19 protein-coding genes are annotated in these 26694 nt (G+C 63.7%); 13 read left to right on the top strand and 6 right to left on the bottom strand.

The features are described from left to right. Positions 1-27 precede the first annotated feature (27 nt). Both ACIPO9_RS00435 and ACIPO9_RS00430 read right to left on the bottom strand, forming a co-directional pair. Positions 28-1182 (bottom strand): gamma-butyrobetaine dioxygenase, encoded by a 1155-nt coding sequence (locus ACIPO9_RS00435; RefSeq protein ID WP_400778131.1) that lies wholly within the window; start codon positions 1180-1182, stop codon positions 28-30. Positions 1183-1199: 17 nt separating this feature from the next. Beyond that, positions 1200-2171 carry a DMT family transporter gene (locus ACIPO9_RS00430; protein ID WP_400778129.1) on the bottom strand — a complete coding sequence of 324 codons (972 nt, stop codon included), beginning with the start codon at positions 2169-2171 and terminating at the stop codon, positions 1200-1202. 208 nt (positions 2172-2379) lie between these two features. Here ACIPO9_RS00430 and ACIPO9_RS00425 point away from each other — a divergent pair, with 208 nt between their 5' ends. After that, a complete protein-coding gene (locus ACIPO9_RS00425; protein WP_400778127.1) occupies positions 2380-3288 on the top strand; it encodes a LysR substrate-binding domain-containing protein in 909 nt (302 codons plus the stop codon). A gap of 12 nt (positions 3289-3300) precedes the next feature. On the opposite strand, the gene argC is transcribed toward ACIPO9_RS00425, so the two are convergent. Continuing rightward, complete coding sequence (argC, locus tag ACIPO9_RS00420; protein WP_400778124.1) at positions 3301-4224, bottom strand: N-acetyl-gamma-glutamyl-phosphate reductase; 924 nt, start codon at positions 4222-4224, stop codon at positions 3301-3303. Positions 4225-4338: 114 nt separating this feature from the next. Between argC and ACIPO9_RS00415 the strand changes: the two genes are divergently transcribed. Further along, positions 4339-5223 (top strand): LysR family transcriptional regulator, encoded by an 885-nt coding sequence (locus ACIPO9_RS00415; RefSeq protein ID WP_400778121.1) that lies wholly within the window; start codon positions 4339-4341, stop codon positions 5221-5223. Between the two features lie 184 nt (positions 5224-5407). Here ACIPO9_RS00415 and ACIPO9_RS00410 read toward each other — a convergent pair whose 3' ends face one another. After that, positions 5408-7540 carry a cytochrome-c peroxidase gene (locus ACIPO9_RS00410; protein ID WP_400778118.1) on the bottom strand — a complete coding sequence of 711 codons (2133 nt, stop codon included), beginning with the start codon at positions 7538-7540 and terminating at the stop codon, positions 5408-5410. 764 nt (positions 7541-8304) lie between these two features. On the opposite strand from ACIPO9_RS00410, the gene yghX reads away from it, so the two are divergent. The 10 genes from yghX to ACIPO9_RS00360 all read left to right on the top strand — a co-directional run bounded on the left by yghX (position 8305) and on the right by ACIPO9_RS00360 (position 23429). Beyond that, on the top strand, positions 8305-9192 hold the full coding sequence (gene yghX / locus ACIPO9_RS00405) for a YghX family hydrolase (RefSeq protein ID WP_400778116.1): 888 nt from the start codon (positions 8305-8307) through the stop codon (positions 9190-9192). 89 nt (positions 9193-9281) lie between these two features. Next, the gene (locus tag ACIPO9_RS00400) at positions 9282-10406 is read left to right on the top strand and encodes a saccharopine dehydrogenase family protein (protein ID WP_400778113.1); all 1125 of its coding nucleotides are present in this window, start codon (positions 9282-9284) and stop codon (positions 10404-10406) included. A 54-nt stretch (positions 10407-10460) separates the two neighbouring features. Next, a complete protein-coding gene (locus tag ACIPO9_RS00395) occupies positions 10461-11339 on the top strand; it encodes a hypothetical protein (protein ID WP_400778111.1) in 879 nt (292 codons plus the stop codon). Positions 11340-11899: 560 nt separating this feature from the next. After that, a complete protein-coding gene (gene wecB / locus ACIPO9_RS00390) occupies positions 11900-13132 on the top strand; it encodes a non-hydrolyzing UDP-N-acetylglucosamine 2-epimerase (RefSeq protein ID WP_400778108.1) in 1233 nt (410 codons plus the stop codon). A 159-nt stretch (positions 13133-13291) separates the two neighbouring features. Continuing rightward, positions 13292-15502, top strand: coding sequence for a cellulose biosynthesis cyclic di-GMP-binding regulatory protein BcsB (locus tag ACIPO9_RS00385; RefSeq protein WP_400778106.1), 2211 nt, complete (start codon positions 13292-13294; stop codon positions 15500-15502). Between the two features lie 11 nt (positions 15503-15513). Further along, positions 15514-17634, top strand: coding sequence for a glycosyl transferase family protein (locus tag ACIPO9_RS00380; protein ID WP_400778105.1), 2121 nt, complete (start codon positions 15514-15516; stop codon positions 17632-17634). Continuing rightward, positions 17631-19598, top strand: a complete 1968-nt coding sequence (locus tag ACIPO9_RS00375; protein ID WP_400778103.1) for a tetratricopeptide repeat protein — start codon at positions 17631-17633, stop codon at positions 19596-19598. Before ACIPO9_RS00380 ends, ACIPO9_RS00375 begins: the two co-directional genes overlap by 4 nt. Before the next feature lie 19 nt (positions 19599-19617). Beyond that, entirely contained in the window at positions 19618-20463 is an 846-nt protein-coding gene (locus ACIPO9_RS00370) for a hypothetical protein (protein WP_400778102.1), read from the top strand. A 279-nt stretch (positions 20464-20742) separates the two neighbouring features. Beyond that, positions 20743-22560 carry an allophanate hydrolase gene (atzF, locus tag ACIPO9_RS00365; protein WP_400778099.1) on the top strand — a complete coding sequence of 606 codons (1818 nt, stop codon included), beginning with the start codon at positions 20743-20745 and terminating at the stop codon, positions 22558-22560. A gap of 161 nt (positions 22561-22721) precedes the next feature. Next, on the top strand, positions 22722-23429 hold the full coding sequence (locus tag ACIPO9_RS00360; RefSeq protein ID WP_400778096.1) for a GntR family transcriptional regulator: 708 nt from the start codon (positions 22722-22724) through the stop codon (positions 23427-23429). Positions 23430-23482: 53 nt separating this feature from the next. Here ACIPO9_RS00360 and ACIPO9_RS00355 read toward each other — a convergent pair whose 3' ends face one another. Then, positions 23483-23686: a DUF2790 domain-containing protein gene (locus ACIPO9_RS00355; RefSeq protein ID WP_274130239.1), complete on the bottom strand. Its 204-nt coding sequence runs from the start codon at positions 23684-23686 to the stop codon at positions 23483-23485. 833 nt (positions 23687-24519) lie between these two features. Then, positions 24520-25731, bottom strand: a complete 1212-nt coding sequence (locus ACIPO9_RS00350; RefSeq protein ID WP_400778093.1) for a CynX/NimT family MFS transporter — start codon at positions 25729-25731, stop codon at positions 24520-24522. Positions 25732-25883: 152 nt separating this feature from the next. Between ACIPO9_RS00350 and ACIPO9_RS00345 the strand changes: the two genes are divergently transcribed. After that, positions 25884-26690, top strand: a complete 807-nt coding sequence (locus ACIPO9_RS00345; protein ID WP_400778091.1) for a helix-turn-helix domain-containing protein — start codon at positions 25884-25886, stop codon at positions 26688-26690. Positions 26691-26694 lie beyond the last annotated feature (4 nt).

Below are 26694 nucleotides of genomic sequence, written 5' to 3'. Positions count from 1 at the left end.
CGGGCTTGCCCGCGGGACGGTAGGCGCCTACCTCTGCAACACCAATATCCGCGACAACAACTCATCCCGATCCACATAACATCCCTGAAAATGCCGGGCGCCGCTGGCCGGGTCGAAGGCGTCGCGGGCGTGGAGGGTGCGGCGGTTGTCGAAGCACCACAGTTGCCCGGCCTCAAGCCGCTGGCAGAACTGGAAACGCGGCTGGCGGGTCATCTCGATGAAGCGCCGATACGCCCGGTAGTACGGCTGCATCAACTCAGGCGGCATGTTGAACGGCCCGCGCAGGAAGTTGGCCATGCGCACCTCGGCCACTTCGCCGCGGGCGTCCAGCGCGATCACCGGCGCCAGGCAGCGATAGTCGCTGTGGCGATCCTTGTTGCGAAACTCCACCGCCACCTCGCACAGCAAGCGATACGCCTGCGGATCTTCCTCGTGCAAGGCCTGGGCAATGGCGAAACCATCGACGAAACGGCTGTCGCCACCGCTGGCGTCATTGACCAGGCAATGCAGGAACTGCAACCCCGGCTGCAACTCGCGGGTCGGCAAGTCGCTGTGCAGCGGCAGGTTGAAAGCGGTGTAGGCGTTGCTGTCGGCGTTGGCCTTGGATTGCACGTTGAACAGCACGCCGAAGTTGCTCTCGCGGATGAACGAAATGCGCCTGGCCACCTGGCTCAATGAACCCGGTTCGGTGGGCACGCCGCGCACCTGGGTCAGCCCTGTGTCGCGCACGGCCAGCAGCCACTGGAGCAGGGTGGCGTCGTCTTCCATGACCGCCTGGTAATCGAACACCGGCAACTGAAAGCCTGCGACCCAGCGCTGTTTTTGTGGGCGGCTGGCCTCCCGGTCGGCGCGGGATTGGTCGTCATAGGCGTGGGCCCGCAGCCAGCCGGGGTCGAAGCGGCTGTGGTGCCCATCGTTCCAGCGCACGGACAATGCCCCGGATTCGTCGATTTCGGCGTGCTGCGCTGCGAGATTTTCCGCGACGTCAGCGATCTCGAATACCTGCTCGCGAGTCACGCTGTAGACGCACACCGGGCACGGGCAATTGTCCCGCAGCCACAGGTGGTGAAAGGGGCTGCGGCGCTGATCCGACCAGGTCACTTCGATCAGGTCCGGGTGCTGCTGCACGCTGAGCAAGGGGCTGATGAGCGGGTAGGTGCGGTAGTCGGCGATGGCGTTCATGGGTCAGGCTCCTGGGTTCACAGACAAGCGTTTGGGCAAGGGGCGGTGCGGGCTGGGCTCATGATGATTCGCACCGAATAGACGGCCCCGAACAGGATCAGCGCCAGGCCCAGGGCCTCGAAGGTGCTGGGGGCGCGGCCATGAAAAGCCAGGCCCAGGACGGTGGCGAAGAAGGACTCAAGGGCGATCAGTTGCCCCGACAGCACCATCGGCAGGCGGCGCGAAGCGTGGTTCCAGGCCCAGGCGCCGATCACCGAAGACAGCAGGGCGATCAGCCCGGCGCAGGCGTAAAGCTTGAGCGCGGCGGGTGTGGCGAATCCTTGAATCGGCAGCAGCAACAGGTCCCGCGACCAGGCCAGCGGGGTCAGCAGCAGCGCGGCAAGACCCGCGCCGATCATCATCAGGCAGGTCCAGGCGCCGGTGGCTCCGGTATGCAGACGCTCGACCGCTGTCTGGTTGACCACGCTGAACGACAACCACAACAGCACTGCGCCAAGGGAGAACCCGAGGCCGGTCCACAGGTGTGTGTGGGCGGCGGGCGCATCGGTGAGGACTTGCAGGTTGATGAGCACCAGGCCAAGGCACAGCAAGCCCAGCGGCATCGCCAACTGGCTCCAGCGCAGCGCACGGTTCTGCGCGTTGCCCAGCAGCGCTTGGAGCACCGGCACGGCGCCGATGAAAGCGGCAATCATCAAGGGCCCGCCGTAGATCACGCCACCGGCGATGCAACTGCTGTAGGCCAGATAACCAAGCGCGCCGAGAGCCATACCGGTCAGCCACTGGCTCACCTGCAAACCCCGCAGTTGCCGACGGTACAGCGGCAGGACAAAGGCGCCGAGCCCGCCGGCCATGACGAAACGCACCAGCATGAAATCCGCGATGCCGTAGCCTTGCAGCACATAGGGCGCGATGAAGTTGCAGGCCCAGCAGAGGGTGGCGATTACGGCGAAGGCGACGCCCTGGATGATGATCGAGCGGGGTGATGTCATGGAAGTACTCAGCGTCGTGGCGAGAATAACCCGTCGTAGCAGCACGGCTTGCCGGCGGGAGCGGTGTATCAGGCGCCGCATGTGTTGCCTGACACGCCGCCCCCGCCGGCAAGCCGTGCTGCTACGGGTATTTGCGTTGGGCTTATCTTGCTTGCGCCGGTGGCTGTGCTACAAATGATGTCTTCGTTTCGATGCATTACCAAATGTTATGAATAAGCTCGGTAAATCCCTGCCGCCACTGGCCAGTCTCCTGCCCTTCGAGGCGGCTGCGCGGCTGTTGAGTTTTTCCCGTGCGGCCGAAGAACTGAACCTGACCCAGGCGGCGGTGAGTCGGCAGATTCGTGCGTTGGAGGAAGACTTGGGCCTGGCCTTGTTTCAGCGCCGTAACCGGGCCGTGTTCCTGACAGACGCCGGGCGGGAGTTAAGCGTTACGCTGAGTAATGCGTTGCGCGATGTCGCCAACACCTCCGACCGCCTGCGCGGAACCGCTGGGCGCAACGAAGTGGTGCTGCTGTGTCAGCCCTGCGAGGCGTTTCACTGGTTGATGCCACGGCTGTCGAATTTTCATCAGCAGTACCCCGAAATCGAACTGAAGATGGTCACCTGGGCCCAGCCGCTGACCGACTTTCAGGGTTACTTCGACGTGGCGATGCAAAGCAGCAACCGTGACCACGGCCTGCACCCGCTGCTGTTCAACGCATCCGATGAAGTGTTCCCGGTGTGCAGCCCCACATATCTAAAAGGGCGCGAGGTGCCGATTGCGCTGGACCGGCTGGGCAGCCACACCTTGTTGCACCACGATGCGCAACCGGCCTATCAACTGGAATGGGACACCTGGCTCGCCGAGTTTGGCCACGAGCTGCCGCGCCAGGCGCGTGGGCTGGCTTTCGACAGCTATTCACTGATGCTGCACGCGGCGGTGGAGGGCCATGGCCTGGCGATGGGCTGGCGACGAACCTCCCAGCGCATGCTCGACAACGGCGTGCTGATCGCGCCCTTCGCCCAGAGCGTTCATCTTGAGCAGGCGCTGTCGGTCTATCGCCGCCACGGACAGGCTCGCCGGGAGGAGGCGAACCTGCTGGTCGACTGGTTGCGGGTCGAGCTGGGGCTTGGGTAATCGCTGATGGCCTCAGTGGCCGGCGATGAGTAAGTCCAGGTTCTGCACCGCAGCCCCGGCCGCGCCTTTGCCCAGGTTGTCGAATACCGCCGCCAGCAGCACGTGCCCGGCGTTTTCGAACACCATCAACCGCAGTTTGTCGGTGCCGTTCAGCACCCGCGGATCCAGGCCGGTCAAGGCGCCGGACTGCTCCATCGTCAGCACCTCGACGAACTCGCTGCCTGCGTAATGCTGCTCAAGGCATTGATGCAGCGTCGTCCCGCTCACGCCCGCTGGCAGCAGACGCAGTTGCAGCGCCACGGTCAGCACGATGCCCTGGCGAAACGAGCCGTAGGCCGGGATGAACACCGGGCGTTCGCTCAGGCCGCTGTACTGCTGGATTTCCGGCACGTGCTTGTGGGCCAGGCCCAGGCCGTAGATCTGAAAGGGCGTCGCCTGAGCCGCATCCGGCCCTTCGAACTCGTCGACCCCTGCGCGGCCCTTGCCCGAATACCCGGACACCGCGTTGATGGTGATCGGGTAGTCCTTCGGCACCAGACCTGCGACCAGCAGCGGGCGCAGCAGGCCGATGGCACCGGTCGGGTAGCAACCGGGGTTGGTGATGCGCGTGGCGTTGGCGATGGCCTGTTTCTGCTGGGCCCCCATCTGCGCAAAACCGTACACCCAGTCAGGGTCGGTGCGGTGTGCCGAGCTGGCGTCGATTACCCGCACGTTGGGGTTTTCGATGCTGGCCACGGCGGCGCGGGCGGCGTCGTCGGGCAGGCACAGTATGGCGATGTCACAGGCGTTGATCGCAGCGGCGCGGCTGACCGGATTCTTGCGCTGCTCGGCGGGCAGCGTGACCAGTTTCAGGTCGGTGCGGCCTTGCAGCCGCTGGTGGATTTGCAGGCCGGTGGTGCCTTGGTCGCCGTCGATGAAAACCACAGGAAGGGTCATGGTGGGTGCTCGTTGGAAGTGATCGATAGCGATCATCTTCAGGCAGAGGTTAAGATAGGAAAAGTTGAATTTAATAACGATCAGGTTCAGATTTTCTGAATCTTGAGGATGCCCATGCGAGAGATCAGCCTGGACCGTTTGCGCACGCTGGTGGCGATTGCCGACCATGGCTCGTTCGCCGAAGCGGCGCGTGTGCTGAACCTGGCGCCGCCGACGGTCAGCCTGCACATCGCTGACCTTGAGGCGCGGGTGGGTGGCAGCCTGTTGTCGCGAAGCCGCGGGCGGGTGCAGCCGTCGGCCATCGGCGAGACGCTCATCGAACGCGCCCGGCGACTGCTGGCCGATGCCGAACAGGCGCTGGAGGATGTCGAACGCCAGGTTCAGGGGCTCGCGGGCAGGGTGCGGCTGGGTGCGTCGACAGGTGTCATTGCCCAACTGATTCCCCAGGCACTGGAAACCCTGGAGCAGCAACACGCAGGGATCGACGTGCAGGTCGCTGTACTGACCTCCCAGCAGACCCTGCAGAAACTGGCCGACGGCAGCCTGGACATCGGCGTGATCGCCTTGCCCCAGGCACCGGTCAAGGGCTTGCAGATCCAGACCTGGCGCCGCGACCCGATCATGGCGTTCGTGCCGGCCCGCCGGGGATGCCCCGATCCGGTCACCCCGACCTGGCTCGCGGGGCAGCCGCTGATTCTCAACGACAGCACCACGCGGTTGTCCCGCCAGGTGGCGGAGTGGTTCGCCACCGAAGGGCCACAGCCGACGCCGCGCATCCAGCTCAATTACAACGACGCGATCAAAAGCCTGGTGGCGGCGGGGTACGGCGCCACGTTACTGCCCCACGAAGCGTCCACGCCGCTGCCCGACAGCCGGATCCTGATGCGAGCGCTGCAGCCGCCGTTGTGGCGGGAGCTGGGGATCGCCCATCGTGCGGGGGAAGTAGAGCGCTCGACGCGGCATGTGCTGGAGGTGTTGTGGGGGTTGGAGGCGTTGTAGGTTGGCTCTGGCTTTAGATGGCTACATGGATGCTTTTCAGGCCTGTCGCGGGCAAGCGCGCTCCTACATTTGTTGAAACGTGCCGCATTCTGGCACGTTGCAAAAGATGTAGGAGCGCGCTTGCCCGCGACCAGGCCCGAAGGGCATCAATGACCGCGAAGTGCTCGCGGTCGGCTTGGAACATCTACCGCAGATCGTTGACGAACGGCATCAACGGGCCATCGGTTGGGCGACGTCCGGTGGCGCCCACGGCGTTGAGCATGATTTCCTGATCCTTGGCCCGTGGTGTACTGGACTGGGCATCCACCGGCCGGGTGACCACGCTGTTTTCATCGCCGACTTCACCCTGGGCGATGGTCAGCGAAGGGTGGTCGAACGGCGCCTGTTCCCAGGCCACGCGCGGGTCGGTCAAGCCTACTTCCATGAACCGCACCAGCGCATCGATCTCGCTCGGGGTCAGTTCGAGGTTGGTCATGTCCGGGTCCAGATTGGACATGTTGTGCTGGTTCACGCTCGGATGGTCGAAGCCTGTGGTGTTGTTGGCGTCCTGGCCGCGACGGTCGCCGCCACGGTTGTAGAACTCCACCACCTGCTTGAGCGTGGAACGGCTGCCGTTATGGAAGTACGGGCCGGTCAGCGCGATGTTACGCAGGGTCGGGGTCTTGAACGCGCCGTCCACCGAATCGCGGAAGTTGACGTTGGGCTTGAGCGTGGCGTCGCACGGAATGGCCGGGCTCAGCGGCGCCTCGAACTTGCACACGTCCACGTCGAACGGATCCGGCACGTTCTGGCCCTGCAGGATGCTGTTGTACTGCCGGGTGAAAGACAGCGGGTTGCCCCACGGATCGCTGCCACCCACGGCCAGGTCTTCTTCGGTCGGGCGCACGCCGGTGTTGTAGAAACCGTTGTCGTACAGGGTGATGAGGTTGTCGGCCATCACCATCCGTTCGATGCGCTCACGTGGCTCCAGGCGCAGGCGGGTGGCGGCGTTGGTCAGCTCGGGGCCGGCATGGCAGGCCACGCATTTGCCCTTGCCGGTGAACAGGTTCATGCCTTCGATCTGCTGAGCGTCCATGGCCTGGGTGTTGCCGGCCAGATAGGCATCGAGCGGCGTCTGGTCAGACACCAGCGTGGCTTCGTACATCTGGATCGCCAGGCCAAAGAACAGCGAGAAGTTGGCTTCGATCTGCGGATAATCCACGCCGCCCAGGGACACCGGTTGGGTGGCATTCCACAGCCGTGGATGGAACGCGGCCTTGATCATGTCGCGGTAGGTCGGACGACGCACTGCCATTGACGACAGCATCGAGTCGTTGGTGGCGATGCGCTGGTGGCTGAGGACCAGGGAGTCGAGCATGCGCCGGCCGATGTCGGCGAAGTTGCGTCCGCCGCAGGACATTTCCACGCCGTTGCCGGGAGGGCCCACGGCTTGCGAGGCTGCCGAGGCGTCGTTGAGGGCCAGGCGAACCTTGGTGGCGACGGGGTTGCGTTCGGTGGTCACGTAGATGCCGGCGTCCGGGTCGCGGTTGCCGAACGGCGAGAAGCCGTTGAACACGTTGTTCGCCCGGCCGTCCCAGAAGTTGCGCACGTTGAAGGCGGCATTGATCACGCTCGGAGCATTGCGCCCAGTAGTGCGGCGCACGCTGACCTTGTTCACGGTGTACAGCGGGTCCATCTGTTGGGTGCAGCGGTCGAAACGCGGCTGACGCGGCCTTACGTAGCTGGCCTCGAACACGCCTGCCGAGCCCATCACATCGTCGGTCGAGTAGAGGATTGCCGAGTTGCGATCCAGCGGATCGGCCAGCACGTGGGTCGGGAAGTCGGTTTTCTTCATGGTGTAGTTCGGCCCGCCCTTGCCACCGGAAAGTGTGGTGTAGGAGGGCACGTCACCTGGAATGTTCGGCGCAATGAACGGCTTGTTGAACAGCGAGGCGACGTTGGGATTGGTATGGGCCGCGCCTGGGTTGAGCTGGTTGGTGATGCGGTGATCGACCCCCGCGTGGTAGTGGCAGGAGGCGCAGGCGGTGTAGCCGTCGCTGCCGAAATCCTGGTCCCAGAACATCGCCTTGCCCAGGCGAATGGCGGCATCGCGGTTGAGCACGAAGTCGCCCATCAGGTCGACCTTGCGCCCGCCCTCGGTGCCGGACGGGTCGGGCGGGGTGAGCCCGCGCATCGATTGCAGGGTAGGGATGTCCGCCGCCGGGCCCGGATCGACCACCGCCACCGGCGCCGCCGCGAAGACAGCAGGTGTAATCAGCAATCCGGCAATGAGGCCGCCGTTCAGACGCAAAGATCGAAAGCTAATCGGGTAATTCATGATCTGGGCACTCTCGATGAGTGATGGATGACAACTGTCGTTGTTGTTCTTGTAAAAACCGGGCGCAAAGAAACGGCGGTCAGCGTGAATGTCACGTCGACGATTAGTTGTTCGGCACGGTGCAAGTACTGTCTTTGAGGACAGAGGGCTGCTGAGGGTGACTGTAGCGCTGCCATAAAAAAATGGAAGATACATTTAGAAATATTTTTGAATAAAGTGATGGCCGGTAAGTGTTCGCTTCATGGCGTGTTAAATGCGGATCCAAGACCGGTGCTATTTAGGGCTTGTCCCCGAATGTTGGGGACGGTTTTGCCCTGATTTGGGGGTTGTCGGTGTTTGGCTAGTGATAGTAACTACATGATTTTTATGACGTTGGTCTTGAATCATGGGTGGGTTATGGAGTTGGCAAACAAATTGCTCACTACCCTGTCAGGTGGGCGTATTTCGTCCATGGATAGAGACGGATATATAAGCGGACTGGCAGTTTAGTTGTCAGTTTTAATGGATGTGCGCCGCAGTTGTGAAGTAGCGCTTGTGTGAAATCACACGGCGTTAGCTATGGCGTATTTATACAGGGAAGTGGGTCGTTACATTGCCACTCACGGTCGCATCGGACATTGGACGACTACCTGGATAATCCCCCTCCGTTGTAAAGAGCACGGTCAAGGTCACAAATCACTGCTTTAATGATTGTTCGTTGCTGCGCCTGCGAACCTGATCGTTTGCTGACGCCGCCTGTCGACAATCGATGAGGAAGTGCACCGATGACCCGTCTCACCGCCAAGGATTTCTCCCCTGAGCTGCTCGAACTCTACGATTACTACGTCCACGGCAAGATCAACCGCCGGGAATTCCTCGACCGTGCCGCGCTGTTCACCCTGGGCGGCCTGACTGCCACGGCGATCCTCGCTTCGCTGAGCCCCAACTACGCCCTGGCCGAGCAGGTCGAGTTCACCGACCCGGACATCCTCGCCGAGTACATTTCCTACCCCTCGCCAAAGGGCCACGGCCAGGTGCGCGGCTATCTGGTGCGTCCGGCCAAGGCGAGCGGCAAGGCGCCGGCGGTGCTGGTGGTGCATGAGAACCGTGGCTTGAATCCCTATATCGAAGACGTCGCCCGGCGCCTGGCCAAGGCCGGCTTCGTGGCGCTGGCGCCGGACGGATTGTCTTCGGTGGGCGGCTACCCCGGCAACGATGAGAAGGGTCGCGAGCTGCAACAGCAGGTCGATCCGGAAAAGCTGATGAACGATTTCTTCGCCGGCATCGAATGGCTGATGGCGCACAACGCCTCCACCGGCAAGGTCGGCATCACCGGCTTCTGCTATGGCGGCGGGGTGTCCAACGCGGCGGCCGTGGCCTACCCGGAGCTGGCCGCGGCGGTGCCGTTCTACGGGCGCCAGCCGAAGGCCGAAGATGTCGCCCGGATCAAGGCGCCGCTGCTGCTGCACTACGCCGAACTCGACAAACCCATCACCGACGGCTGGCCGGCTTACGAGCAGGCGCTCAAGGCAGCGGGCAAGACCTATCAGGCCTACGTCTACCCCGGCGTGAACCACGGCTTTCACAACGACTCCACCCCGCGCTATGACGACGCAGCCGCCCGCCTGGCCTGGGACAGGACGCTGGAGTGGTTCAACAAGTATCTGGCTTGAGGTCTGCACCGGGCTTGCGCCATCACCCGATATCAAAGAAGCTCCCGGGCTTGCAGTGAACAGAAGACCGGATTTCAGGGAAGCGCTCGATGGTATTCAGGGTGATGGTGGTGGGTGGCTACGGCAATTTCGGCAGCATCATTTGCCGACATCTGGCCGTCATGCCCAGTGTGCACCTGGTGGTGGCCGGCCGTGATGACAGTAAGCTGCGCAGCAAGGTCCAGGCGTTGCAGGCACTGTCTGGCAGCGACTGCGAGGGATGGTGCGGGGATGCCATGGGGCCGCAGCTGCCCTCGGCGTTGCGGACGCTGGGCATCGATCTGGTGATTCACACCGGGGGGCCGTTCCAGGGGCAGCCGTATTCGGTGGCGCTCAATTGCATTGAAGCCGGGGTGCATTACTGCGACCTCTCGGACTGCCGTGAATTTGTCTCCGGTATCAGCGTGCTCGATCGCCGCGCTCGCGAGGCAGGTATTGCGGTTCTCAGCGGTTGCAGTTCGGTGCCTTCGTTGTCTGCTGCCATCATCGACGAAAACCGCCAGCGTTTTCAGCGCATCGACACCATCGAGCACGGCATTTCTTCCTCGGCGAAAATGCCGGGGCTCTCTACCGTGCAGGGCGTGCTGGCCTATGCAGGCAAGCCGATCCGCCAGTTCAGGAACGGCCAGCCGCACTACGTGCCCGGCTGGCAGGACCTGACCCTGCGCAGGATGCCCGGCCTGGGCACCCGCCTGTTGGCCAACGTCGATGCGCCGGACATGGACATTTTCGTCGGGCGCTACGGCGCGCAGAACCTGTCGTTCAAGGCAGGCTCGGGGCTCAAGCTCGGCGGCCTGGCCAACTACCTGTTCGCCAGGGCCGCTGGTGCCGGGCTGATCAAGGATCGCTCGCGCTGGGCGGCACGCCTGCATCGGCTGGGCACGTATTTCGAGCGTTTCAGTGATCGCAAGAGCGCGATGTACATCGACGTCACGGGCATCGGCACCGATGGTCAGCCGCTGCGCATGACCGCGCAACTGACGGCAACCCGCGACAAGGGCCCGGAGATTCCCAGCTGCGCCGCCGTGGCACTGGCCAGCAAAATGTCCAAAGGTTATGTGCCGCAACCCGGCGCGCGTGCCTGTGTAGGAGAAATCACCGTCGAGCAATACATGACGGCGATCAACGAACCCGAAAACCTGGACCTGAGTGTGAGGTTTTTCCCTGACCGTTGAGCGGCATCGGATCGATGCGGGCGGTCATCCATGAACTGGAGTGTGTGAGTTTCGATGACGAGTGTGACGGGTGCAAAGCGTGGTGCTGTTCAAGGGGTGGTCAGAGGGGTGGCTGCGGTGTCGCTGCTGCTGTTGGCCACCGGCGGTTTTTTTGCCTGGCAGCATTTCGCGCCGGTCAGCGCCGCCACCGGCTGGGACTATAGGGTGGCCCATGACGATGTGCCGAAGGCCGCAGGCCTGGCCATCGATGAGCAGGGCAACCTTCTGGTGACCGAGGAGTTGCGCAAGAAGCAGGGCGCGATGCGCCGTATCGCTCCGGATGGCCAGCGCTCGCTGGTGCTCGATGGCCTGACCAAGCCTGACGGCCTGACGGCGTTCATGGGCGGTATTGCCTTCAGCCAGGAGACCGGCGATGCCCCGGTGTCGCTGCTCAAGGATGGCAAGGTGACCACGCTGTTCATGGCCAATGACGGCCAGGGCCTCAAGGCCGACGGGCCGCTGCTGTACGCCATCGAGGACCGCAAGGGCGATGGCCGGCTGATGCGTTACGACGCCAGGACCCAGGCCCTTGAGGTGCTCAGGGACAACCTGAGCGAGTCCGAGTCCATCGAGATCTGCCCGGGCAACAAGATGCTCTACACGGTCAAGGAGCAGGGCGTGGTGCGCCAGTTGAGCGAGGACAAGACTGACCCCGTGTATCTGGATGGCCTGAAGGAGCCGACCTTCCTGCTATGCGACGAGCGCGGGCTGTGGATCGTCGAGGACCAGACCCACCAGGCGCGCCTGTGGCTGCTGGACAACAGCGGCAAGTTGCAGGCCGTTCTTTCAAACCTGCGTGCGCCACAGGCGTTGTTGCCGACAGGCCCCGGTCACTATCTGCTGGCCGAAGGCGGGCGTAACCGGGTATTGGCGCTATCGTTCACGGGAAACTAACTGCATCCCGATGCCGTATCACTTCTGGTGGTGCGGCAAGTTAGCCCACGTGAGATTCCGTCTGTCATAAATATCCGATAGCGCGTGCAGCGCAATATAATCAGGACTAAAGTTGGATCCATGACGTCAATTTCCTGTTGTTGTCGTCGCAACTTTTGATGAGCAGCCCGCTGGGCGCGGGATGACAGTGGCACCAGTTGAAAGTTCCACGCTTTACACTTGAGTGTCAACTGGTGCACACTTCGTCACGTATCTGGAAGGCTCTGCAACGGGGCTTTTCCCCAGTAAAACTTTAGATTGACCTTCATTTTCGGCAAAAGTTTAGAAATGACATTAGTTGTTAAAATGGTTATAAAATCTTTTGCAATGTGATGTTTATCTGCTAATAATCCTTCCTGTTTCGGGCACTAAGGAATGTCCTGTCGTCACACTGAAGTGAAGATCGAATCAACTCTGCGATTACAGCCGTCCGACCATTACACCAACTTTCGAGCGACTTGAGCCCTTCCGGTACAAGTACGCTGCCGTGCGGCGCATGCAAATGCGCGGGAGAACTGTAAATGGCTCGAGCTCATCCAAGACTCAAAGTCCTGTCGATTTTCGGTACGCGTCCGGAAGCCATCAAGATGGCTCCACTGGTCAAGGCGCTGGCTGCGGAACCCGGAATCGACTCACACATCTGCATCACCGGGCAACACCAGACCATGCTCCAGCAGGTGCTGGACATGTTCGAACTCAAGGCCGATTACACCCTCGACGTCATGACCCCCGGGCAGACGCTCAACACCCTGACCGCTGCGCTGTACGCCGCCATCGATCCGGTGCTCGAACAGGTGCAGCCGGACAAGGTGCTGGTGCACGGCGACACCACCTCGGCACTGGTCGCGGCGATGTCGGCGTTTCATCGGCGCATTCCCGTGGCACACATCGAAGCCGGCCTGCGCACGGGCGATATCCACCAGCCGTGGCCGGAGGAGATGAACCGGCGCAACATCGACCTGATCTCCGATCACCTGTTCACGCCCACCGAAGCGTCGCGGCGCAACGTGCTGGGTGAGCGCTTGCAGGGCAAGTCGTTCGTCACCGGCAACACGGTGATCGACGCGCTGCAAATGACCGCCGAACGCATCGACCGCAATCGCCAGTTGCGCGTGGCGCTGGATCGCCAGTTCAACTTCCTGGTGCCCGGTCGCAAGGTGCTGCTGGTGACGGGGCATCGTCGGGAGAACTTTGGCGAAGGCTTCCTCGACATCTGCAAGGCGCTGCGCACCCTGGCCCGCCGCGATGACGTGCAGATCGTCTACCCGGTCCACCTCAATCCCAACGTGTTGGGGCCGGTCACCGAGCACCTCGGCGATCTGCCCAACGTGCACCTGATCAAGCCGCTGGACTACCTGTCGTTCGTGCGCCTGATGCAACTGGCCCATGTGATCCTCACGGACTCCGGTGGCGTGCAGGAAGAAGCGCCGTCCCTGGGCAAACCGGTGCTGGTGATGCGCGACGTCACCGAACGTCCCGAGGCCGTGACCGCAGGCACCGTGCGCCTGGTGGGGACCGATCCCGACACCATCGTGCGCGGGGTGTGCGAGCTGTTCGACGACGATGCGTTGTGGCGCCGGATCTCTCAGGCCGCCAATCCTTACGGCGATGGCAAGGCCTGTTCACGCATCGTCGATGCGCTGATGGGCCGGCCGGTGGACGAGTTCGTCGTGGAGCCGCCGGCAAGGCGACCCGCACCGACCGAGGCGCAACGCCCGGCCGCGCCACTGCGTTCGGTCTCCCGCCTGCATTAGCGGCGGCTGCGAACGCCGGGCCCGTCACTTCGGTCGCAGGCCCTGCCGGACATCTTGTGGGAGCGGATTCATCCGCGAAGAGGCCGGTTGGTCATGCCGACCGATGCCTGCGATTGCCGCTCTCCCACGCCACATTTGCTTTGACCGAGATCTGCCTGAATGAAGTCTTCCGTAACCGTTCCCACGGGGGCGTTGCACGTCCTCGCCTGCGGCATGAGCCTGCTGGCCGTCGCTCCAGCCTTTGCCGCCGAGAGCCCGTTGAGCCAGGCGATCAGTCGCCTGAACGCCGACACCCGTCAGCAGCGGGTCATCGAATTGAAGGACTTGGGCATCGACCGCCCGATCATCCTCAACGCCACCGACGCGCGCCGCGAACTGTACCTGCCGGTGCCGGCGGACGTGCCGCTGACCGATGCCACGCTGCACTTCGACGCCAGTTACCTCAATGGCGAATCCGGTCGCAACACGCTGCTGCTGTCGCTGGACGGCTACCCCGTGCGGGCACTGGGGCTGAACGAAGGCGAGGGCGATGCCAGCGCCACGCTGGGCGTCGACAAGGCGCCTCGCGACAGCGGTTCGGTGCGGTTGGGGATTGCCTGGTCGTCGATAATTTCCCGCATTCAATGCGAAGACGAACGCGCCATCGGCAACGTGCTGCGCATCGCACCGGATACGCGCCTGAGCTACAGCTTCGACGCCAGCCAGTTGCAGGATGTGGGTGCTGCGTGGAATGCGCTGCCGGGCAAACCGGGGATTCTGCTGGCGCCAGGCAAGCTGTCCACGGCCAGCTACGACGCAGCCTGGCGCCTGGGCGTGGCGCTGGAGCGCATCGGCAAGCAAGCGCGCATCGTGCAGTTCCCGCAGGTCAAGGACAGCATCGACCTCACCGGCGTGAGCATCCCGGCCGAGCTCAAACAGATTCCGGCCTTCGCCAGCCTCGACGGCAAGGGCCTGCACACTATCGACGATGCGGCGCAGATCGGCGCACTGCTGATGCTCGGCCAGACTCCCGCCTTCAATGCCGACCTTGCAGTCAGCGATCCGCAACTGCTCAAGGCGGTCAACGAGTCGCTGGATGCCTTGCAGGCCCAGGTACAAGGGCTCGATGCGGCGGCGGGCAATGCGTTCAATCAATGGCGTGAACGCCACGTCAACGGCGCGCTCGCCGCGACGGGCAGCGACAACGTGCGCCTGGCGATGCTGGGCGCGCACCCGCTGCTGATGATCAATCAGGACTCGGCGGGCAAGGCCATCGGCCTGTTCACTGCGGCCTGGAACAAACTCGCCCGCACGCGCCAGCTGACTGTGGGCGAAGAAGCCAACATGCCGCTCAGCGATGACGGCCGCGTGGCGTTGAGCCGTCTGGGTGGCAAGCCGGGCAGCGTCGACGTGCTGGCCAAGACCGACTGGAGCGCAAGCTTCCCCCTGGGCAGCGTGGCCTACGACGGGCGCATTCCGACCCACGCTGCGGTGGACGTTTCCGCAGCGCCCGGTGCATCCGGTACGCCGCCGATTGCCAGCCTGTTCCTCAACGATTACCTCATCGGCGCCATGCAGCTCGATGCCAATGGCCAGAAAGAGCGCATCGAAGCCCGCATTCCGCGCTACGCACTGGCGGCGCAGAACACCTTGCGCGTGTCGTTCCAGCGTCAGCCGGTCAGTGACCTGTGCCGCGAAACCCCTCAGGCGTTCCCGGTGGCGGTGTTGCCGAGCAGCCATGTGACTCTGGAAAAGAGCGCGCTGGACGGCGACTTTTCGGGCATGGCCGCACGCTTTGCCACGGGCGCCCAGGTGCTGATTCCCCAAAGCTATCTGGAGCGTCCGGCGGGCAGCCTGCCACAGTTGATTCGCGTCGCCAGCGCCAGCGGTGTGTCGCCGTTGCGCGCCGACCTCAAGGTCAGCGACGACGCTAGCACCGCGCTGTCGCCGGACACGTCATTTCTGGCCTTCGAAGTGCCGATCAAGGGCAGCGACGAATCGCTGCAGGTCGATGCCCAGGGCCATCTGCTGATCCATCACAAGGAGCAGACGTTGCTGGACCTCAAGTCGCTCAATCACCTGGCGGCGCTGCAGGTGGTCGAGTCCGGCAGCCAGCACGGCATGGTCTACCGCACCCTGGGCGGGCAGGCGCCGAACTTCGCACGGCCGGTGTTGCTGGAGCGCGGCAATGTCACGGTACTAGGGGACAACGGCCCGCTGACCACCTTCGACGCGAAAGACCCCACCGGCAGCCAGATGATCGATGACGATGAGCCCAAGGGCCTGGATGCGTGGCGCAAGCCCTCGGCGCTGTGGCTAATTCCCGCAGCCGTGATCGGTTTCCTCGTGTTGTTGCTGGCCGGCCGTCGCGCCCGTCGCAACCGTCAGTAACGGGAGCCGCGATGACCTCGCTTTATTGGCCGTACTGGCTGGCCCATTACTACAGCGCCCTTGAGGTCGCGACCATCGTGGTCGCGGCCATCATCCTGGTGTCGAGCCTGGATGACCTGTTCATTGACCTGTGGTACTGGGCCCGGCGCATCTATCGCAAGTTCACCGCCGAACGGCGCTACCGCCCGTTGACCGCCGAGCAACTGATTGCCCGCGACGAACAGCCGCTGGCGATCATGGTGCCGGCGTGGCTGGAATACGACGTCATCGCGCCGATGATCGAGAACATGGTCTCGACCCTGGACTACCAGAACTACGTGGTCTTCGTCGGCACCTACGTCAACGATCAGCGCACCATCGATGAAGTCGAGCGCATGCGCCGCCGCTACAAACAGCTGCATCGCGTGGAAGTGCCCCACGCCGGGCCGACCTGCAAGGCGGACTGCCTGAACTGGGTGATCCAGGCGATCTTCCTCTACGAGCAGACTCACGGCGTGCACTTCGCAGGAGTGGTGTTGCACGACAGCGAAGACGTGCTGCACCCGCTGGAAATGCGCCTGTTCAACTACCTGCTGCCGCGCAAGGACATGATCCAGTTGCCGGTGGTGTCGCTGGAGCGCAACTGGTACGAGTGGGTCGCGGGTACCTACATGGACGAGTTCGCCGAATGGCACGGCAAGGACCTGGTGGTGCGCGAGAGCATGACCGACAGCGTGCCCTCGGCGGGCGTCGGCACCTGTTTTTCGCGCCGGGCGTTGCAGGTGCTGGCCGACGAAACCAGTAACCAGCCGTTTAACACCGACAGCCTCACCGAGGACTACGACGTCGGTGCCAGGCTGGCCCGCTACGGCATGAGCGCGATCTTCGTGCGCTTCCCGGTGCAGTACCGGGTGCTGCGCAAATCCTGGTTCCGCGAGCCCTACGAATCGATCCTGGAAATGCCGCTGTGCGTGCGCGAATTCTTCCCTGACACCTTCCGCACCGCGTTCCGCCAGAAGGCCCGCTGGACCCTTGGCATCGGCCTGCAAGGCTGGGAGCAGATGGGCTGGAACGGCTCCCTGGCCAATCGTTACCTGCTGTTTCGGGACCGCAAGGGGATTGTCACCTCGTTCGTCAGCATCATCGCCTACCTGATCCTGGCGCAGTTGCTGGCGCTGATCGTGCTGCGCGCCAGCGGGCTGTGGAACACCAGCTTCCCGACACCGTTCGACACCAACGGCCTGGTGGGTTTCCTGCTGGCGGCCAATGGCGTCGCCTTGCTCTGGCGCATGGCGCACCGTTGGTACTTCACCACCATCATCTACGGCTGGCAGCATGGGCTGTTGTCGATGCCGCGCATGGTGATCGGCAACTTCGTCAACTTCATGGCTGCGGCCAGGGCGTGGCGGCTGTTCCTGGTGGGCAAGGTGCTCAATCGCAAGCTGGTCTGGGACAAGACCATGCACGATTTCCCCTCCACCGACCTGGTCGCCCGTGCTCCGCGCAAGCTGGGCAGCGTGCTGCTGTCGTGGCAGGCGATCAACGACGAGAAGCTGCAAAGCGCGCTGGACGAACAACAGACCCGGCAGATGCCCCTGGGGCGCATCCTGCTCAGCCGTGGCTGGCTCGACGACGAAACCCTGGCCGAGGCCATCGCCTTCCAGAACGATTTGCCGCGGGTGTTCGACATCGCCGCCAAGGTGTCGCCGCAGTCGTCGCTGGCTGATGAATTCTGCCTGCGCTGGCGCGTGGTGCCGCTGGCGCTGGACATCGACGGGCGCCCGGAAATCGCGGTCGCCAGCCCCTTGTCCGAAGACGGCCTGCAGCAGATCAGCGAACAGCTGGGCGTGGAACCGGTGCAGTTGATCGCCCGTGAAAGCGAGATCGTCGAGCAGTTGCGCAAGCTCGACGCAGTCGCCGGCCAGCCGCTACCGGCCGCGACGCCACTGCTGGGCGAGCTGCTGATCGATCAGGGCCTGCTGGATCGCCCGACCTTCAACCGCGCCATGCTCGGCTACCGCCCGCACATGCACGGCCGCATCGGCGACTACCTGGTGGACATCGGCGTGCTGTCGCGCGAGACGATCGAGCAGGCCGTGGCCCGGCAACACCGCCATTCTTCACCTGACGCACCCACGGAGCAGCCCTCATGAGACTTCCGATTTTTCTGAGCCTGAGCGTCCTGCCTGCGTTGTGCCAGGCCCAGTTCAACTCGACCACGCAACCGCAGATCCTGCCGCTGGCCCTGACCGGCCCGGCCTACGAGATCGCCAACCAGGCCTACGCCGCCTACAACGACAAGGACTACGACCTGGCGATTGCCAAGGCCGAGGAAGCCCTGCGTCAGCGCAGCGACGTGGATCGCTTGCGCAAGCTGATCCAGCTGGCCGAGCGCGACAAGGATCGGCGCGATCACCCTGAGCGCTACCCCGGCAACAAAAAGGGTTTCCAGAATGGCGACCGCTCCCTGCGCGCCTACGCCAACGGCGACTACGACCGCGCCGAGGAGTACGCCCGCAGGGCCATCGCCGAATCGCCCAAGAACCCCGATTACCGCATGATGCTGATCGAGGCGCTGCAGCGTCAGCAGCATCTGGATGAGGCGGAGCAGGCGATCAGCGACGCCGTTGCGGTGCTGGGTGAGACGCCGCAACTGAGCCGCCGTCTGCAGGCGGTTCACGAGCAGAGGGCGGTCAACATCGCCGCCGCCGGTTATGCGTCCCTGGCCCGTGGCGACAACGATGCTGCCGTCAGCTACGCCCGCGACGTGGTGCGCCAGTACCCTCAGGAAATCGCTTACCGCCGCCTGCTGGTCAGCGCCTTGATCGCCCAGGAGCAATACTCGGCGGCCCGTTCGGCGGCCACCGAGGCCCTGGCGCTCAAGGGCAACGACGCGACCCTGCTGGCTCAACGCGGCCAGATGCGCATGCGCTTGGGCGACAAGAGCGGCGCCCAGCAGGACTTCAGCCAGGCACTGGCGGTTGGTACGCTGCCATTGCGCGATCAGGCGTCGCTCTACGCGGCGCTCGGCCAGCCCAAGGAAGCTCTGGCACGCATGCAACAGGCCCGCGCCAAGGGCCAGCTCAAGCCCGGCGATGAGGTGCAGATCGCCTATTTCCTCAGCCAGGCCGGCGACGATAAAGGTGCGCTGGCGGAGTTCAAGCGTATCGATCGCAGCACAGGGCTGACTCCCAAAGAGACACAGGACGCCGCCTACAGCGCCATGCGCGCGCCGGACGACGTGCAGGCCATCTCGTATTTCAAACGGGTGCTGGATTATCAGCAGACCGGTGACTTGCAGATGCCCGATCAGCAGGTGTTCGACACCCGCCGCGCCGTCTCGGACCTGTCCCGGGTGTGGGGCGTGACCAACACCACGACCTACCGCGGCGCCAGTACCAGCAACGGTTTGAGCGGCGCGCCGAGCAGCAGCAATGACAGCTTGCAGAACAGCACCGAGGTGTTCTGGCGCCCCGAAGGCTATCGCAACGCGCGTTTCGTCGAGTTGTACGGGCGCGTCACCGATACCCTGTGGAACAAGGAAAGTGGCAACGACAAAGGCCTGGACGCCTTGCAGGGCGCGGTCGGGATCCGCATCAAGCCATTCACCGAATACAACGTCATGGCCGCGTTCGAGCGCACCTTTCCGTTGGCGGGCAGCAACGTCAGCGGCGACTGGCTGGTGCGCCTGGGCTACGGTTCGAGCATCGGCACCGACCTGCGGGTGGACAAGAAGAGCTGGTGGACCTCGCAGCTCTACGCCGAAGGCGGGCGTTACCTGCGCGACAAACGCAACTACTTCAACAGCGAGTGGCAACTGGGCCGCAGCATTCGCCTGGACAGCATCAGCCCAAGGCTGGTGATCTTTCCCCACGTGGTGGCGGCGGCCAACTACGACTCGAAAATGCACAGTCAGGTGGATGCCCTGGGGCGCAACCACACCTCATCGGACAGCGCCGGCGGCGCCGGTGTCGGGATCGGCGTGCGCTACTGGTTCCGCGAAACCAAACACAAGGCGCCGCAGTCCTACATCGACTTCTCCGTGCAGTACCGCGAGAAGATTTTCGGCGACGACAGCGCCCAGGGCGTGTTCGCCCGCATGACCTACTCGTGGTGATGGCTTGGACGGATCTGTGATGTCACGGCTGCTGAAGACTTCCCTCGCCGCGCTGTTGATCGGCGCGCTGGGGTTGGCAATCGATGCGCTGTACGAGTTGGGGCAGGGCATGCGCCCCGACATCGCCGGCATCGTCTGGCAGCCGGACAACGCCACCGTGGACATTCAGGGCGAGTGGGACACTCTTGGCGCCCACCAATTGCTGGTGCAGTGGACGGCGGTGGACGGCCAGTCATTCGTGGCCGGCTCCGGCCTGCCCGAGGTGCCGAAGTTGCCGGACTGGGCGCGCATTGCCAAAGAGCCCTGGGCGCAGGATGTGATCGTCGGGCTGGCGGGGTTTTTCAGTGAAAACCGCTCGCGGGACAACATCGAAGAGCTGGCCACGCTGTCCGAGCGCATGGCCAAGGTCAAGACGCCGCTAAACGTCACCGGCTGGTATTTCCCGGCCGAGGTCGACCCCAGCTGGACCCGCGCCAAAGAGCTGCCCGCGCTGCTCGCCCGCTTGCCCAGGCCGCTGTGGATCAGCGTCTACGACGGCGCCAACATCGGCCCCGAAGCCACGGCGGACTGGCTCAAGACCTGGCTGCCCGACGACATCGGCGTGTTCTTCCAGGACGGCGTCGGTGTGTATGCCCGCACCGCGCCTGTGGCCAGAACCTACGCCGACGCCCTGCGCAAGAAGCTGGGCAAGCAGCGGGTGAAGATCATCGTCGAAGCCTTCCGCCCACAAGTCGGCGGCGGCTTTCGCCCGGCCACGGTCGATGAACTCAAGCCACAGATCGCAGCGTATCGCGGCTATCCCCTGTACCTGTTCGACGGCCCGCATTATGTGACGCCCGAGGTGGTGCGGGGGCTGGGAAGGTAGTCCGGCACATACCTCTGTGAGAGCGAATTTATTCGCGAAAGATATTTCAAGCGACATAGATCTATCGGCAGTACCGGCCTCCCGCGAATGAATTCGCTCCCATAGGTCCCGAGTTGGCATTGGGCACCAAAACCACGCGTCGGTGCGCCATCAGCGGGCATTGCAGTCTGCATTTCATCTCGGAGCTGCGTTGAAACCCTTGAAAAATAACGCCTGAATTCCCGTGGCCCGGCTTTTGCTTTTGCAGGATTCAAACTTGGATACAAGATGGAATCCACCATGCAAAACGACCAACACCCGCAGTTCGGCTGGACCGTGAATGAATGGCTTGACGCCTATCGCAAGGACGGCCTGACGCCTGATGCGTTGCGGGATCTGCGCAAGGCCTACCCCGCACAGGACAACGCCTGGATCGCTTTGGTAACCCCCGCGCAACTCGATGCGCAACTGGCTGAACTGGCCCGGCGGCTGGACGCTGCGCAAGGCGATCTGGCGCAGTTGCCGCTGTACGGCGTGCCCTTCGCGATCAAGGACAACATCGACGCCGCCGACTGGCCAACCACCGCCGCCTGCCCCGAGTTTGCCTACACCGCCAGCCGCGATGCCACGGTCGTCTCGCGACTGCGCGCAGCCGGTGCGATCCTCATGGGCAAGACCAACCTCGATCAGTTCGCTACAGGGTTGGTCGGCACGCGCTCGCCTTATGGCGCGGTGCCCAACAGTTTCAATCCGGATTACGTCAGTGGCGGCTCCAGTTCAGGCTCCGCGTCGGTGGTCGCTCGCGGGCTGGTAGCGTTCTCGCTGGGCACCGATACGGCAGGCTCGGGCAGGGTGCCGGCAGGCTTCAACAACATCGTCGGGCTCAAGCCGACCAAGGGCCGTTTGCCCAATACCGGGCTGGTGCCGGCGTGTCGCAGCGTCGATTGCATCTCGGTGTTCGCGCTGACCGTCGAGGACGCCGAATGCGTGGCCGGGATCGCCGAAGGCTATGACGCCGAGGATGCCTATTCGCGCAAGAACCCGGCCAGTGCGCCGGTCGCGTTCAGTGCAGGGTTCAAGCTCGCGGTGCCGGACAGCCTCGAGTTCTTCGGCGACACGCAGAATCAGGCGGTGTACGAGCAGGCGCTGCTGACCTTGAGCAAGATGGGCGCCGAGATCAGCCGTATCGACTTCGCGCCGTTCAAGGCGTTGGCCGAGCAGTTGTACTTTGGCCCGTGGGTGGCCGAACGTACGGTGGCGCTTGAGCCGGTGCTTGCGAGCAACCCGGATGCGATCAACCCGGTGGTGCGCGGCATCGTCGAAAACGGCCTGGGGTACAGCGCCTGCGATGCCTACAAGGCGGAGTACCTGCGCGCCAGCTTGAGCCGCCAGATCAACGAGGCACTGGCGGGCTTCGATGCGCTGGTGGTGCCGACCTCGGCCACCATTCGTACCCTTGCTGAAATGGCCGAGGAGCCTGTGCGGTACAACTCGCAATTCGGCTTCTACACCAACTTCACTAACCTGGCCGACCTCTCGGCACTTGCCTTGCCGGCCGGGCTGCGGGCCGATGGCCTGCCTGCCGGCATCACCCTGATCGCCCCGGCCTGGCACGACACGGCGCTGGCGAGCTTTGGCAAACGCTGGCAGGCTCAACAAAACCTGACGATGGGCGCCACCGGGCGAGCGCTCCCGGCATGCAGGACTGTGGCCGCTGCGGCCAAAGGCAGCGTGCGTGTGGCTGTGGTCGGCGCGCATCTGACCGGCATGCCGTTGAATTTTCAGCTCACCGGCCGTGATGCGGTGTTGGTCGAACAGACCCTGACCGAGCGCGAGTACCGCCTCTATGCACTGCAGGGCACCGTGCCGCCCAAGCCGGGCCTGGCCAGGGCGCAGGGCGGGCAGTCGATCATCGTCGAGCTGTGGGATATTCCGCTGGCGCGCTTCGGTGAGTTCGTCGCCGAGATTCCCCCGCCGTTGGGCATTGGCAATCTCACCCTGATCGACGGGCGCACGGTGAAGGGCTTTATCTGCGAGCCCTGGGCGCTCGCCGATGCGCAGGACATCACGGCCTTCGGCGGCTGGCGCGCTTACATCGGGAGTTTGAATAAAGCCTGATCCGGCCTGATCCCCTCTCCGTAGCAGCACGGCTTGCCGGCGGGGGCGGTGTGTCAGGCGACGCAACTGCGACAGGTCGACCGCTCCCGCCGGCAAGCCGTGCTGCTACGGGGTATGGAGGTGACCGGTCATGTAAGGGAATTCATCATTCGAGAGCAAGCATGCAAATCGCTCCAGCGAAAAAAACCAGGGATCGCCCCGACAACATGGTTGAGGGGATCTATCGGCAACTCAAGGACGACATCTTCGAGTTTCGCCTGATGCCAGGTGATCGTTTCAGCGAGAGCGAGGTGGCCGAGCGCGTGCAGGCCAGTCGCACGCCGGTGCGTCAGGCGCTGTACCGGCTCGAACGCGAAGGCTACCTGTTGGTGCATTTTCGCAGCGGCTGGCAGGTGAGGGCGTTCGATTTCAATTACTTCGAAGAGCTGTATGACGTGCGCATCGTGCTGGAAACGGCAGCGCTGGCACGGCTGGGACAGATGGATCTGCAAGCCAACGAGCAGATCGAAATCCTGCGAGAGACCTGGCAGGTCTCAGAGAGCGAACGCTTGCAGGATGCCGCTCAGGTGTCGGCGCTGGACGAGCGCTTTCACTGTGCGCTGGTGGAGGCGGCGGGCAATGCGGAAATGGCGCGCATGCACCTGGAAATCACCGAGAAGATCCGCATCATCCGGCGTCTGGACTTCACTCAGGGGCCGCGGATCGAGGCGACCTACGTCGAGCACGGGCAGATTCTTCAAGCACTGCTTGAGCGCCGTGTCGAGCTGGCGCAGCAGTTGCTCAGAAGTCATATCGAGATCAGCAAGCAGGAGGTGCGCAAGATCACCTTGCACCGTTTGCATGTGGCGCGGGAACTGGCAGGAGGCTGAGGCTTTTGCGCCCGTTCCGAAGGTCGGATCGGGCGCGGTTTTTCAGGGCGGGTTCAGCCGTTCTGGTTGTGGCAGTTGTCGACGGCTTTCAGGTAGTCGAGCATCTGGGTCTTGCCGCTGCTGTCCTTGTAGGTGATGTGGCTGGTGACCAGGCCGCAGGTGGTGGTGTCTTGGGTGGCGGCTTCGGCGCGGGCGGCGAAGGTGCAGATGTTCAGAGCGGCGAACAGGCAGGCGGCGACGGTCAGTTTGGTGTTCATGTGTGTATCCTCAAGGTCGTGATGGGGTTTGCCGGGAGGCGCTGTGTGTGGCCTCGATGGAATGTATTTAACGCCGCCCGCGTATCCCGGATGTGTCGTGGCACGGGGGGTAAAGCAACGAAACGTATTGGGGGAGGGGGGCGATACACAGCGATACAAATCAGGTGGGGATGCGGCGCAGCAGCGCGCTCCTGCGTTTGCCCTGATCGTTCCCACGCTCCGCGTGGTAACGCAGTGTTTGACGCTCTGCGTCTTGGGGGACTTTGAGGTCGGGTGTATATCCGTTTCCGCGGTGGTTGGGGTTATGGGTTTCGCCCCTTACGGGCGACCTACTTTCTTTCGGGAAAGTAGGCAAACCATTTGCTCCTGGCTGGGGTCCTCCTTCGTCGGACTTCCCTCGACTCCGGCGCCGTTCCGGGGGCACGCCGTGATGGGCCGTCCCTGGCCCGCACGGCTTTCGCGGCTTCCTGCCGCTCATCCCCCTCCACGACGCCTGCGCTCGGCCTGGCGCCTTAACGTCGCGTTCGGCGGTGTCTGGGCCATCGCGTATGAAGATCAAGATCAAGATCAAGATCAAGATCAAGATCAAGATCTTAGGTTGAACCCCGACCCGTAGCAGTCCGGCTTGCCGGCGTCGGCGCCCCCAAAATCGCCACCGCCGGCAAGCCGGACTGCTACGCGTGAATGACCTCAACCTTGTAGGAGCGCGCTTGCCCGCGATGGCGTTGGTGCATCCGACACTTTTCCATCGAATTTACCGGCCATTCGCGGGCAAGCGCGCTCCTACGGTTCCGGGTATGGCAAGACCGCTCCCCCCGGCATGCCGTGTTGCCTCAAGCCACCGAAGCCTGCAGCTTCACCTCCCGCTCAGGCCTGAGCAGCGGCGTCACGCCGAGCATCGCCACCAGCACCCCAAACAACAATTCATACCCCAATCCATACCCACCAGTGACATCCCTCAACACCCCGAAACAGATCGGGCCCAGCGCCGCTATCAGGTAGCCAACGAACAACATGAACACCGTCCAGGCCCCCGCCTGCTCGGGGGTGGTGGCGTTGTCCAGCGGCAGGGTCATGGCCACGGTGAAGCCCATCCCCAGGCCAATGGCCGCGAGCACCACGTAAAGCGCTGGTGCCCAGTTCGGCGCAAAGGCCATCCCGGCGATGCCCAGCGCTGCCAGCAGTGTCGACAGGCCCACCAGCGCCCGACGGTCGTGAGCCTGGCCCGGAATCAACCCTGCGCCCACACTGGCAATCGCAAACACCGCCGTGAACATCCCCAGCAACACACCCGACGGCAGCGAGGTCACCCCGGTCTCGGACGATGCAGGCGCCAGCCAGGCGAACAGTGCGTACACCACGAACTGCCCGGCACCGAAGTTGAACGCCACCAGCCACGCCTGGCGATTGCCCCACGGCAGGCGTGCGCGCTGCGTTGCGGGTCTGGATGGCGCCGTGCGCGTGGCGAAGCGCCGGGCCATCCACCGCCAGCTGATGATCGCGGTGATGCACAAAACCGCCCAGATGCCGGCACCCACGCGCCAGTCCTGCGCCAGTTGCGAAACCGGTGCGGTGAAGACGGCCGCCAGCGTGGCGCCAAGGCTGAGCCCCGCCGCATAGATGCCCATGAACAGTGATGCACGGTGAGGGAAGTGTGCCTTGATCCAGCCACCGATCAGCGCCCCGGCAATGGCGATGCCGACGCTCGCCAGAAAGGTGCTGGCCAGCAGCAGAAATGGCCCCGGCGACAATGCTCGACATACCGTAGCCAAGCCGAGCAAGGCCAACGCCAGCACCACGCAACGGTCGATACCGAAGCGCCGCGCCAGGTCGGGCGCCATGAGCGCGAACACGGCCATGCACAGGTCAGGAATCGATGTGAGCAGTGCCGCCTGGGTGAAGCTCAGGTCGAAGTGCTGCTGGATTAGCAACAGGATCGGCCCGATGGACACGATGGCCGGGCGCAAGGCGATGGACAGGACCAGCAGGCCAATGACCGCTGCCAACGTATGCCGGGTGGCGGGTGAACCGGGTGACTTGCTCATGTGCAAACCCTCGTGCAAGTGATGAATGAGGGAAATGCTAATGATGGTTGGAATGCGACGAATGCCAGATATTATCGAGAAAGTGACAGATCTGCTTGACGGCATTCCCGAGGACGGGCGAGATATCCGCTGGCGACCGATGAGCCCCAAGCATGAAAAAACCCACCCCAACCCACGCCGTCAATGCCGGGCGCAGCGTCGACTATCAGGATTATCGCGACGTAGCGCGGCCGATGACCGTGCTGGTGCGCGATCAGCAGACCGGCGAATACAACGCGCCCCATGACCACCGCCACGGCCAGATCCTGTACGCCGCCAGCGGCATGATGCGCGCGGTGACCGAGGACGGCCTGTGGTTCCTGCCGCCCCGGCGGGCGCTGTGGATTCCGCCCGGGATCGTCCACGACCAGTTGATGCTCAGCCCCGTGCAGCTGCGCTCGGTGTACATCGAGCCGCATCTGGCCGAGGGCTTTGGTGACAGCTGCAAGATCGTCGAAGTCTCTGTCATGTTGCGCGAGCTGATCCTGGCGCTGGCCGACCAGCCTATCGAATACCCCCAGGAGGGGCGCAACGCGCACATCGTCGCCTTGATCCTCCATGAGATCGCCTCGGCGCAAAGCCTGCCGCTGCAAATACCCTGGCCCGTGGACCGGCGGCTGGTGACGGTGTGCAAGGCGATTCTGGAGCACCCTGAACAACCGCATTCGGTGGAGTTCTGGGCGGACAAGGTCGGCGCCAGTTCGCGCACGCTGATTCGGCTGTTCATCAAGGAAACCGGGCTGACGTTCCGGCACTGGGTGCAACAGGTCAGGCTGGCCACGGCCATCGACCGGCTGGAACAGGGACAGGCGGTGGGCAGGGTTGCGCGGGATCTGGGCTACGCCAGCCAGAGTGCGTTCAGTGCGATGTTCAGGCGGGTGATGGGGGAGTCGCCGAGGGAGTTTCTGTACCGGGAGTGATGGG

Origin of the sequence: Pseudomonas sp. NPDC090203 (genome assembly GCF_044746765.1) — a bacterium.
Lineage (GTDB): Bacteria > Pseudomonadota > Gammaproteobacteria > Pseudomonadales > Pseudomonadaceae > Aquipseudomonas > Aquipseudomonas putida_AD.
Note: the sequence above shows the minus strand (reverse complement) of the source record. Positions and strands in the feature narration are given on the sequence as shown.